14 protein-coding genes are annotated in these 17,307 nt (G+C 60.1%); 7 read left to right on the top strand and 7 right to left on the bottom strand.

The features are described from left to right. From AC06G5_RS18945 to AC06G5_RS18930, 4 genes are all read right to left on the bottom strand, one after another. Entirely contained in the window at positions 1–591 is a 591-nt protein-coding gene (locus AC06G5_RS18945; protein WP_007978708.1) for an amino acid synthesis family protein, read from the bottom strand. A gap of 210 nt (positions 592–801) precedes the next feature. Further along, positions 802–1,125, bottom strand: coding sequence for a hypothetical protein (locus tag AC06G5_RS18940; RefSeq protein ID WP_413427765.1), 324 nt, complete (start codon positions 1,123–1,125; stop codon positions 802–804). A gap of 222 nt (positions 1,126–1,347) precedes the next feature. After that, positions 1,348–1,980 carry a response regulator gene (locus tag AC06G5_RS18935; RefSeq protein WP_057396633.1) on the bottom strand — a complete coding sequence of 211 codons (633 nt, stop codon included), beginning with the start codon at positions 1,978–1,980 and terminating at the stop codon, positions 1,348–1,350. A 33-nt stretch (positions 1,981–2,013) separates the two neighbouring features. Then, positions 2,014–3,378 (bottom strand): cache domain-containing protein, encoded by a 1,365-nt coding sequence (locus AC06G5_RS18930; RefSeq protein WP_480458057.1) that lies wholly within the window; start codon positions 3,376–3,378, stop codon positions 2,014–2,016. A gap of 298 nt (positions 3,379–3,676) precedes the next feature. On the opposite strand from AC06G5_RS18930, the gene AC06G5_RS18925 reads away from it, so the two are divergent. Both AC06G5_RS18925 and AC06G5_RS18920 read left to right on the top strand, forming a co-directional pair. Beyond that, entirely contained in the window at positions 3,677–5,734 is a 2,058-nt protein-coding gene (locus tag AC06G5_RS18925; protein ID WP_413427763.1) for a carbon starvation CstA family protein, read from the top strand. A 14-nt stretch (positions 5,735–5,748) separates the two neighbouring features. Beyond that, positions 5,749–5,946, top strand: coding sequence for a YbdD/YjiX family protein (locus tag AC06G5_RS18920; RefSeq protein WP_480458055.1), 198 nt, complete (start codon positions 5,749–5,751; stop codon positions 5,944–5,946). Positions 5,947–6,009: 63 nt separating this feature from the next. Here the strand turns inward: AC06G5_RS18920 and AC06G5_RS18915 are convergent, their stop codons facing one another. Further along, a complete protein-coding gene (locus AC06G5_RS18915; RefSeq protein WP_480458052.1) occupies positions 6,010–6,216 on the bottom strand; it encodes a hypothetical protein in 207 nt (68 codons plus the stop codon). A 331-nt stretch (positions 6,217–6,547) separates the two neighbouring features. Here AC06G5_RS18915 and katG point away from each other — a divergent pair, with 331 nt between their 5' ends. Then, entirely contained in the window at positions 6,548–8,752 is a 2,205-nt protein-coding gene (katG, locus tag AC06G5_RS18910) for a catalase/peroxidase HPI (RefSeq protein ID WP_413427761.1), read from the top strand. A gap of 148 nt (positions 8,753–8,900) precedes the next feature. On the opposite strand, the gene AC06G5_RS18905 is transcribed toward katG, so the two are convergent. Both AC06G5_RS18905 and AC06G5_RS18900 read right to left on the bottom strand, forming a co-directional pair. Further along, a complete protein-coding gene (locus AC06G5_RS18905; protein ID WP_413427760.1) occupies positions 8,901–9,983 on the bottom strand; it encodes a 2OG-Fe(II) oxygenase in 1,083 nt (360 codons plus the stop codon). Positions 9,984–10,103: 120 nt separating this feature from the next. Next, positions 10,104–10,667 (bottom strand): TetR/AcrR family transcriptional regulator, encoded by a 564-nt coding sequence (locus AC06G5_RS18900; RefSeq protein ID WP_413704504.1) that lies wholly within the window; start codon positions 10,665–10,667, stop codon positions 10,104–10,106. Between the two features lie 146 nt (positions 10,668–10,813). Here AC06G5_RS18900 and AC06G5_RS18895 point away from each other — a divergent pair, with 146 nt between their 5' ends. The 4 genes from AC06G5_RS18895 (at position 10,814) to AC06G5_RS18880 (ending at position 17,123) form a co-directional block, all read left to right on the top strand. Further along, positions 10,814–11,107, top strand: a complete 294-nt coding sequence (locus tag AC06G5_RS18895) for a LysR family transcriptional regulator (RefSeq protein WP_413427758.1) — start codon at positions 10,814–10,816, stop codon at positions 11,105–11,107. A 152-nt stretch (positions 11,108–11,259) separates the two neighbouring features. Further along, the gene (gene mexE, locus AC06G5_RS18890; protein WP_413427757.1) at positions 11,260–12,501 is read left to right on the top strand and encodes a multidrug efflux RND transporter periplasmic adaptor subunit MexE; all 1,242 of its coding nucleotides are present in this window, start codon (positions 11,260–11,262) and stop codon (positions 12,499–12,501) included. Positions 12,502–12,513: 12 nt separating this feature from the next. Then, the gene (locus AC06G5_RS18885; RefSeq protein ID WP_413427756.1) at positions 12,514–15,705 is read left to right on the top strand and encodes an efflux RND transporter permease subunit; all 3,192 of its coding nucleotides are present in this window, start codon (positions 12,514–12,516) and stop codon (positions 15,703–15,705) included. Then, positions 15,705–17,123, top strand: coding sequence for an efflux transporter outer membrane subunit (locus AC06G5_RS18880; RefSeq protein ID WP_480458048.1), 1,419 nt, complete (start codon positions 15,705–15,707; stop codon positions 17,121–17,123). Before AC06G5_RS18885 ends, AC06G5_RS18880 begins: the two co-directional genes overlap by 1 nt. The last annotated feature ends 184 nt before the right edge of the window (positions 17,124–17,307 follow it).

Below are 17,307 nucleotides of genomic sequence, written 5' to 3'. Positions count from 1 at the left end.
TTACTGGGCTTTTTCGGCTGCCAGTTCTTCCAGGTCGATGTAGCGGTTGCCAATGCGCGGGTGCAGGCGGCCGCCGTCGGCGCAACCCAGGACCACGACGATTTCGTCGGCACGTGGTGCGTCTTCGATCTGCATTTCCAGGGTGATGTAGTGCGAGCGCAGGCCTTCGTCGTCCTTGTGCATCATCGGGATCTGGATCGAGGTGCCCGGACCGCCGCGCTTGTTGGTGAAACTCAGGTAGCTCTTGGCCTTGACCGCTTCGCGGTAATGGTTGCCGAAGCGCAGGGTGTGGATCACCGCCGAAGCGTGTTCGATTTCGCCGTCGGCACCGACCACGGCCGCCTTGCCGTAAGCCTCGATCTTCTCGGCGCCGCCGATGATGCCCACCAGGCGCTCAACCATCAGCGCGCCGAGGTCGGAGCAGTTGGCGCGGATCTGTGGTTTCAGGTCTTCGACAAAACCGTTCCCCAGCCAGGGGTTTTTCATCACCACGGCCAGACCGACCATGGTCACGGGCTTATCGGTGGCTTTGCCGCCTTCAATAAAGGTTTCTTCGACATAGCTGACGATCTTGCGGATTTCGAAACTCATGAGCTGCTCCGTAGAGGTTTGGGTGTCTGTGCGTCTGATGGTATACCATAATACCTGAAGCACAAGTCCCCTAATGGAGTTTCTGGCTGGATGGCGATAAAAAGCGTGCGGCGAGGCGCTATGGGTGGCGGGAAGGACTTATAAAAGGCGTAAAAAAACCCGGCTGATGAGGCCGGGTTTTTCGTTGAGTCCTGCGGTAAAGCACTGCATTCAGACAGCGCGGCTTTCGATCAGACGGTCGGAACCACCTTCAGCGACGCGGTTTTGCAGCAGCTTGTCGGAGCCGCCTTCGGCTACGCGGTTTTGCAGCAGCTTGTCGGAACCGCCTTCCGCAACGCGGTTTTGCAGCAGCTTGTCAGAGCCACCTTCAGCGACGCGGTTTTGCAGAAGTTTGTCGGAGCCACCCTCGGCCACACGGCTTTCAATCAGACGATCCGAGCCGCCTTCAGCGACCACAGGTTGAGCAGAGGTAGCGGCGAAAGCGTTAACTGCGAAAACCGAGAAAGCGATGCTGAGGAGGGTCTGGCGTTTCATGATGGTGTGCTCCGGGGTGCTTATGGGTTGGTATGGAGCAGATGTTACGCCGTGGATTTTTTAAGAGAACTTCATTGAATCAATGGTGACTATCGACGCAGTCAATGGATCGCAGATCCTTGTGGGAGCGGGCTTGCTCGCGAAGGCGGTGTGTCAGTCGCCATCAATGTTGAATGTGCCGGCCTCTTCGCGAGCAAGCCCGCTCCCACAGGGTTCGTGGTGTTAGCGGGAAATGAGCCCGTGATCGATGGCGTATTTGACCAGCGCCGCCGGCTTGTCGATGTTGAGCTTGCGCCGAATGCTCAAGCGATGGGTCTCCACGGTACGCACGCTGATATCCAGTTCCCGGGCCATTTCCTTGTTGTTCAGCCCTTGCGCCATCTTCGACAACACCTGGCTTTCCCTCGGGGTCAGTTCGTTGTCGGTGTTCCTGTCGGCGATCAGCCGCTGGGCGATTTCCGCGCTGTAGAAGGTGCCGCCGCTGCTGATGGCTTCGATGGCGGCGATGATTTCCCGTGAAGGGGCGTTCTTGAGCACGTAGCCGCTGGCGCCGGAGCGCACCGATTCACTGACGTATTCGTAATTGTCGTACATGCTCAGCACCAGCACCTTGAGCGACGGGTACTGGCTGCGCAGCACGCGGGTCAGTTCCAGGCCGTTCATGTCCGGCAGGCTGATGTCGACCAGCAGCAGGTCGGGCTGGCAGCGTCCGACCATCTCGATGGCCTCGGCGCCGTTTTCCGCTTCGCCGACCATTTCCAGGGGCGACATCACGGCCAGTAGCGCCTTGATGCCGTCGCGGACCAGGGAGTGATCGTCGACCAGGGCGACGCGGATCGGGGAGGGCAGGTTCATTGCAGCTATTCACTCTTGTAGTTTTGGGCCGGGTCAGCGTTGTGCGTCCGGTTTCATTGGCAGCCGTACGTCCAGCTCACTTCTGCCCGGCATCGAAATCAAATCGAAGCGCCCGCCAAAATGTTCGACGCGTTCGCGGATGTTACGCAAGCCAATGCCGGCCTGGCGACGTTCGACCTGGGCTACGTTGAAACCGATGCCATCATCGACCACCGTCAGCCGCACTGATTGTTCGCAGCCGCGCAGGGTAATGGACACGTGCCTGGCCCGGGCGTGGCGTTCGATATTGGTCAGGCCTTCCTGCACGATGCGGAACAATGCGACGGCGGCACCGTCGACCAGTTGGCAGTCGAATTCATTTTCGTCATAGGTCACGGTCAGTCCGCTGCGCTGTTCGAATTCCGCGGCCAATTGGCCGATGGCCGCTGGCAGGCCGAGGGTGTCGAGCAAGGATGAGCGCAGGTCGTGAGAGAGGCTGCGGACTTCACCGATGGCATCGCCCAGGCGCTCGGTGGCGTCTTTCAGCGTGTTCAGGCCCTTGTCGTGGGCCTGTCCGCTTTCCAGTAGATGGCTGGCCAGTTCGAACTGAAACTTGATCGAGACCAGCACCTGGCTGATGCCGTCGTGCAACTCGCGGGACACCCGTGATCGTTCTTCCTCCTGCAGGCTGACGATGCGTTGGGTCAGGCGCTGCAGTTTCTTGTCCGCCAGGCGATGCTCGCTGACGTTGAGGGTCATGCCCGTGGCGAAGACGAACAGCACCGCGACGAGGGCAACCACGGCAATCGCCATCATGGTCTTGCGGATGCCCATGGCCACTTCGGCACGGGCCTGCTGGGTGGCGCGTTCGACATCCTCGAGGTAGATGCCGGTGCCGAGCATCCAGCCCCAGCGATCGAGCATCACCACGTAGGCGAGCTTGTCGGTCACCTGGCCGGAGGAGGGTTTGTTCCAGGCGTAGCGTTGAAAGCCTTCGCCCGATTGTGCGCTTTTGAGCAGCGCCTGAATCACCGGCAGGCCGTGGGGGTCTTTCATGTCCCACAGGTATTGCCCCACCAGCTCCGACTGCCGTGCATGCATCAGGCTGCGGCCTTCGCGGTCGTAGACAAAGAAGTAGCCATTGATGCCGAAGCTGAGCTTGCGCAGTTCTTCCAGCACTTGTTGCTGGGCATGGGTGTCGCCGTGGCCGTCGTCGTACAGCGGCGCGATCAGGCTTTGCGCCATTTCCACGTAGTTTTTCAGTTCCGCGCGCTTGCTCGCCAGAATGCTGTCTTCGATCAGCTGCGCCTGCTGATCGCCCAATTGGCGGTTGAGGGAAATCACCAGCGCGCAGATGACGGCAATGGCCAGCACCAGCGGCAGAATCCCGAGGGCGACGATCTTGTGTTTGAGCTGCATGTTGACTCCTGCCCGCGCGAAGGCTCGGCATCATATGCCAAAGATACGCCCTGTAGGAGCGAGCTTGCTCGCGAAAAAGGTACAGCCGACACCACTCAGCGCCTGGAATACCATCGCGAGCAAGCTCGCTCCTACAAGGGGGAAGGGCGTGTTCTACGTAGAACTACGTAGACGCCGCGTACGTAGTAACGCGGATTTATTTGTGGACGGCATGCGCAGATATTGGGCCAGCTCCGCACCGCGGACACAATTATAAAAATTACCGCCGCAGTCACGAGCTGTCGGCAGGAGACCCTCTATGCCCCGTCTGGCTAAACACCTCGCCTGGTTTGCCGTGGCTGTCCTGGGAGCGATTGCGCTGAGTGTCGTGGCCCTGCGCCGCGGTGAAGCGATCAACGCCCTGTGGATCGTAGTCGCAGCAGTCGCCATCTACCTCGTTGCCTACCGCTATTACAGCCTGTTCATCGCCAATAAAGTGATGCAGCTCGACCCCAATCGGGCAACTCCGGCTGTGCTCAACAATGACGGTCTGGACTACGTACCGACCAACAAACACGTACTCTTCGGTCACCACTTCGCGGCCATCGCCGGTGCTGGTCCACTGGTCGGTCCGGTGCTGGCGGCGCAGATGGGCTACCTGCCCGGCACGCTGTGGCTGATCGCCGGCGTGGTGCTGGCCGGTGCCGTCCAGGACTTCATGGTCCTGTTCATGTCCACCCGCCGCAACGGTCGCTCCCTGGGCGACATGGTCCGTGAAGAAATGGGCCGCATCCCCGGTACCATCGCGCTGTTTGGCTGCTTCCTGATCATGATCATCATCCTCGCGGTGCTGGCGCTGATCGTCGTCAAGGCCCTGGCCGATAGCCCGTGGGGCATGTTTACGGTGATGGCGACCATTCCAATCGCGATGTTCATGGGCGTCTACATGCGCTACATCCGCCCGGGCCGCATTGGTGAGATCTCGGTGATCGGCGTTGTGTTGCTGCTGGGCTCGATCTGGCTGGGCGGGCAGATTGCCGCCGATCCGGTGTGGGCCAAAGCCTTTACCTTCACCGGTATCCAGATCACCTGGATGCTGATCGGCTACGGTTTCGTCGCTGCCGTTCTGCCGGTATGGCTGATCCTGGCACCCCGTGACTACCTGTCGACCTTCCTGAAAATCGGCACCATCGTCGCCCTGGCCATCGGCATCCTGGTGACCATGCCCGAGCTGAAAATGCCGGCCCTGACCCAATTCATCGACGGCACCGGCCCGGTATGGAAGGGCGGTCTGTTCCCGTTCCTGTTCATCACCATCGCCTGTGGCGCGGTGTCGGGTTTCCATGCGCTGATCGCCTCCGGCACCACGCCGAAGCTGCTCGCCAGTGAAGGGCATGCCCGTTATATCGGTTACGGCGGCATGCTGATGGAATCGTTCGTGGCGATCATGGCGATGGTTGCCGCGTCGGTGATCGATCCTGGCGTGTACTTCGCCATGAACAGCCCGGCTGCGGTGGTTGGCGCCGATGCGGTTACCGTTGCGCAAACCGTCAGCAGCTGGGGCTTCGCGATTACTCCGCAAGCCCTGCAAGCGGTGGCCCACGACATCGGTGAAACCACCATCCTGGCCCGTGCCGGTGGTGCGCCGACCCTGGCGGTGGGGATCGCGCAGATCCTGCACCACGTATTGCCGGGCGAGAACACCATGGCGTTCTGGTACCACTTCGCGATCCTGTTTGAAGCGTTGTTCATCCTGACCGCGGTCGACGCCGGTACCCGTGCCGGGCGCTTCATGCTCCAGGACCTGCTCGGCTCGTTCGTGCCGGCCCTGCGCCGTACCGAATCCTGGACCGCCAACCTGATCGCCACCGCCGGTTGCGTGGCCATGTGGGGTTATCTGCTGTACCAGGGCGTTATCGATCCATTGGGCGGCATCAACACCCTGTGGCCGCTGTTCGGTATCTCCAACCAGATGCTGGCCGGTATCGCGCTGATGCTCGGCACCGTGGTGCTGATCAAGATGAAGCGCCAGCGTTATGTCTGGGTGACCTTGCTGCCAGCGGTATGGCTGCTGATCTGCACCACCACCGCCGGCTTCATCAAACTGTTCGACGCCAACCCGGCGATCGGCTTCCTCGCCCTGGCCAAGAAGTACAGTGATGCGCTGGCCAACGGTCAGGTGCTGGCCCCGGCCAAGAGCATCGACCAGATGCAGCACGTGATCTTCAACGCCTACACCAACGCGACGCTGACCGCGCTGTTCCTGTTCGTGGTGTTCAGCATCCTGTTCTTCGCGCTCAAGGTCGGTATCTCCGCCTGGGGCAGCAAGGAGCGTACGGATAAAGAAGCGCCATTCCAGGCCGTGCCGAATGCATAGGCGAGGAGGGCAGCATGTTCAATGACCTGAGTCGCCTCGGTAAATACCTCGGTCAGGCCGCGCGCCTGATGGTCGGCATGCCCGACTACGATAATTACGTCGAGCACATGCAGACCAAACACCCGGATAAAGCGGTGATGGACTACGAGGCGTTCTTCCGCGAGCGCCAGGAGGCCCGTTACGGCAGTAAAGCCGGACCGAAGTGCTGTTGAGCGAAACAAAAAAACCGGCTGAAAGGCCGGTTTTTTATTGCGTGCAGGAACGCACCGGATGTTTCAGGCCGCGTGGCAATCCGAATCGTCGCCACCACTTTTATCCCGGCTCATGGCAGTGCTGTCCACCTTTTGACCCTGGGGCTGAGGATCCGGCCTGGCGATCTTGAGCGCACGGTCGGCAACCTTGGCGTTATGCATCAGGCGACAGAACACGGCGGCGACGATGATCGACAGCAATATCCAGATGACAATGATTTTGAGGAGCATGGTGAAACCTCTTGCGGCAAACGATCCTTCCGATCGCCAACATCCTTGTAGCAAATAACAATAATGCATTGTGGCAGGTGTTCATGATCTTGCCGATGCTCTTGCGAGCTGCTGCAGCTTCGTGCTGATTTGAACTGTTTATCAGCTATCTCCCCGGTGGCAGCGACAGTTTCCCGGAGCGGTACTTTAATGGATGTTCTGGAGCGACTGATCACGGGGCCATCATAGCCTTAAGGCTATGGATCCCATACCGAAAAGCTATTTCATCAATCGGTGATCCGGATCCACGCTCAAAGGTGGTTAGCTGAAAACAAAATAAAGAGGAGATGCCATGTCAACTGAATCGAAATGCCCGTTCAATCACGCCGCTGGCGGTGGCACGACGAACCGCGACTGGTGGCCGAACCAACTGAACCTGAAGATCTTGAGTCAACACTCGCCCAAGTCTGACCCGTTGGGGGGCGACTTCAACTACGCCGAAGCCTTCAAGAGCCTGGACTTCCAGGCGTTGAAAAAAGACCTGACTGCGCTGATGACCGACTCCCAGGACTGGTGGCCGGCGGACTTCGGTCACTATGGGCCTTTCTTTATCCGCATGTCCTGGCACGCCGCAGGCACCTATCGCACCGGTGACGGCCGGGGTGGCGCCGGTTCCGGCCAGCAACGCTTCGCACCGCTCAACAGCTGGCCGGACAACGTCAGCCTCGACAAGGCCCGTCGGCTGCTCTGGCCGATCAAGCAAAAGTACGGCAACAAAATCTCCTGGGCCGACCTGATCGTCCTCGCCGGCAACGTTGCACTGGAGTCCATGGGCTTCAAGACCTTTGGTTTTTCCGCTGGTCGCCCGGATGTCTGGGAACCGGACGAAGACGTTTACTGGGGCTCGGAAAGCAAGTGGCTGGGTGGCGACGTGCGTTATGGCAAGGATGCCGGACAAAATCCCGTAGAGCGCACTCTGGAAACCCCTCTCGCAGCCGTGCAGATGGGCCTGATCTACGTAAACCCCGAAGGCCCTGAAGGCAACTCTGATCCGGTTTCCGCCGGGATAGATATCCGTGAAACCTTTGCGCGCATGGCAATGAACGACGAGGAAACCGTCGCGCTGATCGCGGGCGGTCACGCCTTCGGCAAAACCCACGGTGCAGGTACCGTCGATCATGTCGGACCTGAGCCCGAAGCCGCCGGCCTCGAACTGCAGGGCCTGGGCTGGAAGAGCACGTTCGGTACCGGTAAAGGCGGCGACACCATCTCCAGCGGCCTGGAAGTGACCTGGACGACCACGCCAACCCAGTGGAGCAACAACTACCTGGAGAACCTGTTCGGTTACGAATGGGAACTGACCAAGAGCCCGGCGGGGGCCAACCAGTGGAAGCCGAAAAGCGGTGCTGGCGCCGGCACCATTCCGGATGCCCACGATCCGTCAAAACGGCGCGATCCGACCATGCTGACCACGGACCTGTCGCTACGCTTCGACCCGATCTATGAACCGATTTCCCGGCGCTTCCTGGCCAATCCAGACCAGTTGGCCGACGCCTTCGCCCGTGCCTGGTACAAGCTGATTCACCGTGACATGGGCCCGCTCTCGCGTTACCTCGGCCCGGAAATGCCGAACGAAGAGCTTCTGTGGCAAGACCCGATCCCTGCCGTCGATCATCCGCTGGTCAATGACAGCGACGTGGCGGGCCTGAAAAGCAAGGTGCTGGCGTCCGGCCTGTCGGTCTCGCAGCTTGTATCTACAGCTTGGGCGGCGGCTTCCAGCTTCCGTGGCTCCGACAAGCGCGGCGGTGCCAACGGCGGGCGTCTGCGCCTGGCGCCGCAGAAATCCTGGCCGGCCAACCAGCCGGGGCAACTGGCCAATGTGCTGGCCAAACTCGAAGGCATCCAGAAGGAGTTCAATAGCGCGCAAACCGGTGGCAAGAAAATCTCCCTGGCCGACCTGATCGTGCTCGCCGGTGGTGCGGGTGTCGAACAGGCTGCAAAAAACGCCGGCCACAGTGTGACGGTGCCGTTCAGCCCGGGACGCATGGACGCCAGTCAGGAACAGACCGATGTCGACTCCTTCGGCTACCTTGAACCGATTGCCGACGGCTTCCGTAATTACCTGAAGCAACAGTACCGTGTGCCGGCCGAAAAATTGTTGATCGACAAGGCGCAACTGCTGACGCTCAGTGCTCCGGAAATGACGGTACTGCTGGGTGGGCTGCGGGTGTTGAACACCAATGTCGGGCAAACCCGGCATGGCGTGTTCACCCAACGGCCGGAGACGCTGACCAACGACTTCTTCACCAACCTGCTGGATATGGGCGTGGAATGGAAGCCCGTGTCGGATGCCCAGCAAGAGTATGAAGGGCGTGATCGCAAAACCGGTGCAGTGAAGTGGACGGGCACCCGGGTTGACCTGGTCTTCGGTTCGAACGCGCAGTTGCGTGCGCTGGCCGAAGTCTATGCCTGCGCCGATGCGCAGCAGAAGTTCGTCAAGGACTTCGTCGCCGCCTGGACCAAAGTGATGAACCTGGATCGATTCGATCTGAAATAGGGGAGGTTGTCGTAACGTTGGTATTGCCGGCAAAAAAGTACCCCGGCTCGCCCTCCGGCTCCTGCTTCAGCGGAGGGCGTCCGGCGACCATGAACCTTGGCGGTCATGGCCCGGTCCCAGATGAAAGCTGAATGGTGTTTAGCGCGAGTCAGCTTTCAATAAATGAGCGGTTCTCTTCTCGAATGACGCGCGCAGCATCATCGTATAGAAACGGCAGAAACATATAACGGCGACCTTGGGTTACCGGGGTGGCTTCGTGCAACAGTGAGCACGAAAACACCACGGCCCCTCCTGTTGGAGCGCTGTAAAGTACTTTTCCATACTCTGGAAAATGCAGAAAACCACCGTCGTACTCTTCCGCATTGAGAAACAGGGAAACGGCAAAGCGGCGATGCGCCGTACCCTTCGTGGTGTTATCCCGATGGGGCCGGAAATGCCCGCCTTCCTCGCTGTTGTAGCAGGCCACCAGGTAGCGCTCCATTCGAGTGGCATTGAACTGGAACGCTTGATGTAGCTGTGGAAGCAGACGGTTGGCTATACGCAACACACAGGCTTTGGTTAGAGCCTGATCTTCAATCACGCAGTCACGACGTCGTTTGTGGTTATGGTCGGTGATCTGGACGGTTTTACCCGATTGCTCGGTCATGAAGCCGGATTCCTCTCCGCCACGTTCGTCGTAATAACGTATCAGTGCTTTACACAGCGAAGGCTCGAATATACGGGGAACCACCAGGACTGGTGCGTGTGGAGTGGCGGCGCGTGGCGGAGTCGGTGCGGGCAATCTATCCAGAAAGCGCATCAACAAGGGGACATGGTTATCAACCGGTGCTTCTATCGGGACGACGGCCAGGACACGTAGCGCATGATCCAGCACATAGGTCATTTGCCTGATACTGCCGTCTGTTTGCAACGTACCGTAGAGCTTGCTGACTGACCGATCGAAATCCCAAATGAAGCGCATGCCAGGTATCGAACTTTCTACCCGCTTGAGCTTTTCATCATCCGGATCTACGGAAACACCAAAGAAGCAAATGTGATCGTCATCGAACCGCTGGCGATGGGTCCGAATACCTTCCAGAATTTTAATTGATGCCGGATCAGCCGCAGAACCGAAAAAATAAAGCACGACATACCGACCGGCGATAGTGTCGAAACAAAAGCGTTCCCTTAGTTGAGTTCGGCAATAGAACCAAGGGGCTGGTTGACCGACTGAAAATGCTGAGGCGCGCATCACAACTCCTTGCCGGTTGGCCGTGGTTGCGGGTAAAGCTAGTTCAGTCTTGTTGATGTTGCCCGGAGCGCTGATGGCGACTCCTCATTCATGACGTGTCTCTCTGGTTTACCAGGCTTGTCATGCCTGGGCGTCGGCAGACCAGGCCTCGATCACCGATTGCAGGAACTGCTCCGACAATCGAGGGTTGTCCAGGGCCCTGGCGATCAGTATTGCCCCTGTGATCGATGACAGGATGCGCAAGGCTTGCTGGTGCTTTTCATCATAGGTATCGCCGTCGACCAATGGCATCAGCGTTTCGATCAGGGTCTGCACGCCTTTGGTGAACGAGTGGCTGACCGCTCCGCCGTTGCGCGCGACATCGGCACCCAGGGCGGGGATCGGGCAGCCTTCGGTCCAGTTGCTCAGGTGGGCTTGGGTCAGGTAACCCTTGAGCAGTTCGGGGATGGATTTGGCCGCTCGCCAGTCTTCGATGTTGGTTTCGAACGTGCGGCTCACGGCCTCCGACGCCAACTGCTCCTTGCCACCGGGGAACTGTCCGTAAAAGCCGCCATGGGTCAGGCCCACCGAGCGTGAAAGCTCGCCGATGCCAATGCCGTCGATGCCTTTTTCCCGGTACATCCTCGAGGCCGCGCCGAGGATCGCTTCCTTGTTGGCCGCTGCCTGGTCTTTTGTCACTTTCATGAGTGGGTCCTGTCATCCGACGAGCGCCCTGGCAAATTTTTGCGGGGGGCTGGTATTTATGATGGTCGTAATATAAATTCGCTGCAATGGCTTTGCCGGTCCCGAGCCCGTGGCTCAAGTCAAAACACCTCACAAGGTGCTGGCCCATGAAACGTAATGATCTGCGCAGTATCGACCTCAATCTGCTGGTGGTTTTCGAGGTGCTCATTCAGGAGCGCAATGTCAGTCGGGCCGCAGAAAGACTTTGCCTGGGGCAACCGGCGGTCAGCGGTGCATTGGGCCGTTTGCGCACGCTGTTCAACGACCCTCTGTTTAAACGCATTGGCCACAAAATGGAACCGACCACCCGAGCCTTGCAGGTGGCGCAAATGCTTGGGCCCGCATTGGACTCCATCTGTTCCGTCGTCAGTCTGACGGCTTCCAGTAAAAAATCTAATTAATTCATAGGCTTGATCTGAGTATTCGTTTTTTTTGTTCTTAAACATGATAGTCATCATTAATGATGATAGCCAAGTTCACTCCGTTCAATTCGTCGCTGCCCCCTGTGCGGCCGAGAATTCTCCAACCCCTAAACCGTCAGGCGGACACCCCCATGGAACAGTCACTCAAACCTTTGCGTTATCCCCTTGTTGCATTGGCGTTGGCGACCATCACTGCTTGCGGCCACGCACCCGATGCCGCCCAGGCTCCGGGTGCGCCGCATGTCACGGTCGCCAAAGTGCTCGAGCAACCCATCACTGAATGGGATGAGGTCACCGCCCGCCTGGAAGCGCCGGAAACCGTCGTGGTTCGCCCGCGGGTTTCGGGGCAGATCGATCGTGTCGCCTTCACGGATGGCGAGTCGGTAAAGAAAGGGGATTTGCTGTTCCAGATCGATCCACGGCCGTTCGAGCACGAAGTGCATCGCCTTGAAGCGCAGTTGCAGCAAACTCGCGCCACGCTGGTTCGAACCGGCAACGAAGCGCAACGCGGCCAGCGCCTGCTGAGCAGCAATGCCATTTCTGCGGAACTGGCCGACACGCGCAGCACCACCGCCCAGGAAGCCAAGGCCGCCGTCGATGCCGTGCAGGCACAACTCGATCTCGCACGCCTGAACCTGAGCTTCACCCGCGTCACCGCGCCGATCACCGGCCGGGTCAGCCGTGCCGAAATCACCGCTGGCAACATCGTCACCGCCGACACCTCGGCGCTGACCAGCGTGGTCTCCACCGACAAGGTCTACGCCTATTTCGACGCCGACGAACGCCTGTTCCTCAAGTACGGCCAACTCTCCCGCGAAGGCCGGCGCAGTCAGTCCACGCCGGTGTACATGGGCCTGTCGAACGAGGAGGGCAACAGCCACCTGGGGCAGATGAACTTTGTCGACAACCAGGTCAATCCCAAGACGGGCACCATTCGTGGCCGCGCAGTGTTCGACAACGCCGACGGTCAATACACCCCGGGCTTGTATGCCCGATTGAAACTGGTGGGCAGCGCGGCCTATGCCGGCCTGCTGATCAAGGACGAGGCAGTGGGCACCGACCTGGGCAAGAAGTTCGTGCTGGTGATCGATCAGGACAACAAGGCCGTGTACCGCAGTGTCGATCTGGGGCCGAAGCTCGAAGGGTTGCGCATTGTGCGCAGCGGTTTGCAGAAAGACGACCGGATCGTCATCAACGGTCTGCAACGGGTTCGTCCCGGCGCGGTGGTCGCGCCTCAGGATGCGCCAATGGCCGATGCGCAAACCGTCGCCACCCTGGCCCGTCAGCGGCAGGCCATCGAGGCGGGTAATCAGCCCGTCGCTCCGTCACCGGCGCTGGTGAAAACCGATGCCGCCGTTTCACCACGCGGATAAAGGAACACAGCCATGAAGTTCTCACAGTTCTTTATCACGCGGCCGATCTTCGCCGCCGTGCTGTCGCTGCTGATCCTGATCGCCGGTGCCATCGCGCTGTTCCAGTTGCCGATCAGCGAATACCCCGAGGTGGTGCCACCGACCGTCGTCATTCACGCCAACTACCCGGGCGCCAACCCCAAGGTGATTGGCGAAACCGTTGCCGCGCCACTCGAACAAGCCATCACCGGCGTCGAGAACATGCTGTACATGTATTCGCAGTCTACCGCCGATGGCCGGCTCACCCTCACGGTGACCTTCGCCCTGGGCACCGACCTGGACAACGCCCAGGTGCAGGTACAGAACCGTGTCACGCGCACCGAGCCAAAACTTCCCGAAGAAGTGACGCGCATCGGTATCACCGTGGACAAGGCGTCGCCCGAGCTGACGATGGTGGTGCACCTGACCTCGCCGGACAAGCGCTACGACATGCTGTACCTGTCCAACTACGCGATCCTCAACGTCAAGGATGAGCTGTCGCGCCTGAACGGTATCGGTGACGTGAAGATGTTCGGTATCGGCGACTACTCGCTGCGTATCTGGCTCGATCCGAACAAGACCGCTTCACGCAACCTGACCGCGACCGATGTGGTCAACGCGGTCCGCGAACAGAACCGTCAGGTCGCTGCCGGCCAATTGGGCGCACCGCCTGCGCCCAACGCCACGAGCTTCCAGATGTCGATCAACTCCCAGGGGCGGCTCGTCACCGAGGAGGAGTTCGAGAACGTGATTGTCCGCAGTGGTCCGGACGGCGAGATCACTCGCCTCAAGGACATTGCGCGGATTGAGCTCGGCTCCAACCAGTACGCCCTGCGCGCACTGCTCAATAACCAGGAAGCGGTGGCGATGCCGATTTTCCAGCGCCCGGGTTCCAATGCGATCGACGTCTCCGACCAGGTGCGGGCGAAGATGGCCGAGCTGAAGAAGGGCTTCCCGGAGGGCATGGACTACGAGATCGTCTACGATCCGACCATCTTCGTCCGCAGTTCGATTGAAGCGGTGGTTCACACGCTGTTCGAAGCACTGATCCTGGTGGTGCTGGTGGTGATCCTGTTCCTGCAAACCTGGCGCGCCTCGATCATTCCGCTGGTCGCCGTACCGGTGTCGTTGATCGGCACGTTTGCCGTGATGCACCTGTTCGGTTTCTCGCTCAATGCCCTGTCGCTGTTTGGCCTGGTGCTGGCGATCGGTATCGTGGTCGATGATGCGATCGTGGTGGTGGAGAACGTCGAGCGCAACATCGAGTTGGGCCTCGAGCCGATCGAGGCCACCAAGAAAGCCATGGGCGAGGTGACCGGACCGATCATCGCCACCGCGTTGGTGTTGTGTGCGGTATTCGTGCCGGCAGCGTTCATCTCGGGCTTGACCGGGCAGTTCTACAAGCAATTCGCCCTGACCATTGCCATCTCGACGGTGATCTCGGCGTTCAACTCCTTGACCCTGTCGCCGGCATTGGCCGCGGTATTACTCAGGGCCCACGGCGCGCCGAAAGACCGTTTCTCCAAAGTGCTGGATCGTCTGTTCGGTGGCTGGCTGTTCAAACCCTTCAACCGTGTATTCGAAAAGGCCAGCCATGGCTATGTGGTTGCCGTCGCCAAGGTCATTCGTGGCAGCGGCGTGGCCTTGCTGGTGTATGCCGGGCTGATCGCCATGACGTACATGGGCTTCAGTACCACGCCGACCGGTTTCGTGCCGACCCAGGATAAAAAATACCTGGTGACTTTCGCGCAACTGCCGGACGCCGCCAGCCTTGATCGCTCGGAGTCGGTGATCCGGCGCATGAGCACCATCGCCATGAACGAGCCGGGTTTCGACAGCGCGGTGGCGTTCCCCGGACTGTCGATCAATGGCTTCACCAACAGCCCGAACGCTGGTATCGCCTTCATCGGCTTGCGGCCCTTCGATGAACGCAAAGACCCGAGTCTGTCGGCAAAGGCGATTTCCGCGTCACTGAACGCCAAGTTCGGCAGCATTCAGGACGCCTACATCGCCGTGTTCCCGCCACCGCCGGTTCAAGGCCTGGGCACCATCGGCGGGTTCAAACTGCAGATCGAAGACCGCGGCAACCTGGGTTATGAAGCCCTGTACAAAGAGACCATGAACGTCATCGCCAAGAGCCGCAGCGTTCCGGAGCTGGCCAACCTGTTCACCAGCTTCACGGTGAACGTGCCGCAGGTCGACGCCGCGATCGACCGGGAAAAGGCCAAGACTCACGGCGTCGCCGTCAGCGATATCTTCGATACGTTGCAGGTGTACCTGGGTTCGCTGTATGCCAACGACTTCAACCGTTTCGGCCGCACCTATCAGGTCAACGTTCAGGCCGACCAGCAATTCCGCCTGGAGCCGGAGCAGATCGGCCAGTTGAAGGTGCGTAATGATCATGGGGAAATGATCCCGCTCGCCACGTTCATCAAGGTCAGCCCGACGTCGGGGCCTGATCGGGTCATGCACTACAACGGCTTCATCAGTGCGGAAATCAACGGAGCGGCGGCGCCCGGCTTCAGCTCCGGCCAGGCCCAGAAAGCCATCGAGAAACTGCTCAAGGAAGAGCTGCCCAACGGCATGACCTACGAATGGACCGACCTGACCTACCAGCAGATCCTGTCCGGCGATACCGCGTTGCTGGTGTTCCCGCTCTGCGTCCTGCTGGCGTTCCTGGTGTTGGCGGCACTGTATGAAAGCTGGAGCCTGCCGCTGGCGGTGATCCTGATCGTACCGATGACCCTGTTGTCGGCGATTGCCGGGGTGATCATCTCAAAGGGCGACAACAACATCTTCACCCAGATCGGCTTGATCGTGCTGGTGGGCCTGGCCTGCAAGAACGCGATCCTGATCGTCGAGTTCGCCAAGGACCGGCAGGACCAGGGCCTGTCGCCGCTGGACGCAGTACTCGATGCTTGCCGCATGCGTCTGCGGCCGATCCTGATGACCTCGATCGCTTTCATCATGGGGGTGATCCCGTTGGTGACGTCCACCGGAGCCGGTTCGGAAATGCGTCGGGCCATGGGGGTCGCGGTGTTCTCCGGAATGCTCGGGGTGACCTTCTTCGGGTTGCTGCTGACGCCGGTGTTCTTCGTCCTGATTCGTCGCTACATCGAGCGTAAAGCCGCGCGCAAGGCGGCCCAGGTTCACTCGCTCAAGGTTATTGATTCGGAGGCACACTGATGAACGCGTTAAAGCTGTTTTTACCGAGTCTGCTGGTCACCGCGTTAGCGGCATGCACGGTCGGGCCGGATTACAAAACCCCGGACACGGCACCCGCCCATGTCGTTTCGGCACAAGGGGCCAATTACGATCAAACGCGTTTCGAAACGCTGTGGTGGCAGCAATTCGATGACCCCACGCTGAACCAGCTGGTCGGCAAAGCGCTCGACGGCAACCGCGATCTGCGCGTGGCCTTTGCCCGCTGGAAAGCCGCCCGGGCCATCCGCGACGACGTCAGCAACGACAACCTGCCGGTGGTCACCAGCCGTGTCAGCAGTCTGCAGGGCAAGTCGCAGGTACCGGGGCTGACCGAGCACCGGGTCAACACCGAACGCTACGATCTGGGCCTGGACATGGCCTGGGAGATCGACCTGTTCGGGCGCATCCAGCGCGAACTGGAGTCCAGCGATGCCCGGGAAGACGCCACGGCGGCGGACCTGTACCAGCTGCGGGTGAGCATGATCGCCGAACTGGTGGATGCCTATGGTCAACTGCGCGGAGCACAACTGCGGGAAAAGATCGCCCTGGCCAACCTCAAGAACCAGAGTGAATCGCGCACCGTGACGGTGAGCCTGCGTGACGCTGGCGTGGGTAACGAACTCGACGTGGTGCGAGCCGATGCCCGGTTGGCGGCCGTCGAGGCCAGCGTGCCGCAACTGCAGGCGGAGCAGGTGCACCACAAAAACCGCATCGCCACGCTGCTGGGCGAACGCCCTGACACGCTGAGCATCGACTTGAGTCCAAAGGACTTGCCGGCCATCGCCAAGGCGTTGCCGATTGGCGATCCCGGCGAGCTGTTGCACCGGCGCCCGGACGTGCTCGCGGCAGAGCGCCGGTTGGCGGCTTCCACGGCCGATGTCGGCGTGGCCACCGCGGACCTGTTCCCACGGGTGAGTTTGAGCGGGTTCCTGGGGTTCACGGCGGGGCGTGGTTCACAAATCGGCTCCAGTGCCGCCCGCGCCTGGAGCCTGGGGCCGAGCATCACCTGGGCCGCATTTGACCTGGGCAGTGTGCGGGCGCGAATCCGTGGCGCAAACGCCGACGCCGAGGGGGCGTTGGCGACCTATGAGCAACAGGTACTGCTCGCACTGGAAGAGTCGGAAAACGCCTTCAGCGACTACGGCAAACGCCAGCAACGCCTGCTGTCGCTGATCAAGCAAAGCGAGTCGAGTCGCGCGGCGGCCGAACTGGCGGCGACGCAATACAAGGAAGGGGTGGTGGACTATCTGGTGTTGCTGGATGCACAACGTGAGCGATTGAACGCCGAGGACGCCCAGGCACTGGGTGAAACCGACCAGTACCGGGCTATTGTCGCGATCTACAAATCCCTGGGCGGCGGTTGGGACAGCGGTGAAACCCGGCTAGCGAAAAACAACTGACTGACCCGTTGCTGTTGCTGTTGTTGTAGGAGCGAGCTTGCTCGCGATGGACGTTAACGAAAACGCGGGCTTGCTGGTTAAGCGCGGCGCTCTTGAGTCCATCGCGAGCAAGCTCGCTCCTACAAGACAACGCAATGGCATTTTTCGTCTATTGACCGTCCACAAGGCGTGCCCTCGCCACAGA

This window comes from Pseudomonas sp. WT-JTC (assembly GCF_056711565.1).
This window is presented reverse-complemented; position numbering and strand designations above follow the sequence as displayed.